This is a genomic window from Bradyrhizobium sp. Ken51 (assembly GCF_055807435.1).
The window spans coordinates 1-207 of the sequence record NZ_JBVVPB010000229.1 but is presented as its reverse complement, the minus strand read 5'-3'; the positions used below and the strand labels follow the sequence as shown (position 1 = coordinate 207).

Sequence of the window (207 nt, the reverse complement as noted above, 5' to 3'; positions counted from 1 at the left end):
GAATGACGTCAGTCCGGACACGGCGCATTTTTTCGTACTGCGGCAAGATGGCCGGCACCTCGACCGGATCTCGTCCCGGCGGCTGCCAATGCGGTCGAGCAAGCCGCTAAATCCCTCCGGGATCTTCGCATTGCAGAGGTGGTCAAGCTCGATATGCAACTGGACGACAAGGGAAAAGTCGAGGCCTATCGCACCAAGCTCAACGTC

The 207-nt window shown here is 58.9% G+C and carries 1 pseudogene; it reads left to right on the top strand.

Annotated features, from left to right (window positions below):
- Positions 1 to 90: 90 nt before the first annotated feature.
- Positions 91 to 207: pseudogene (locus tag AC0L27_RS41590) on the top strand (dodecin domain-containing protein); the annotation flags it as partial.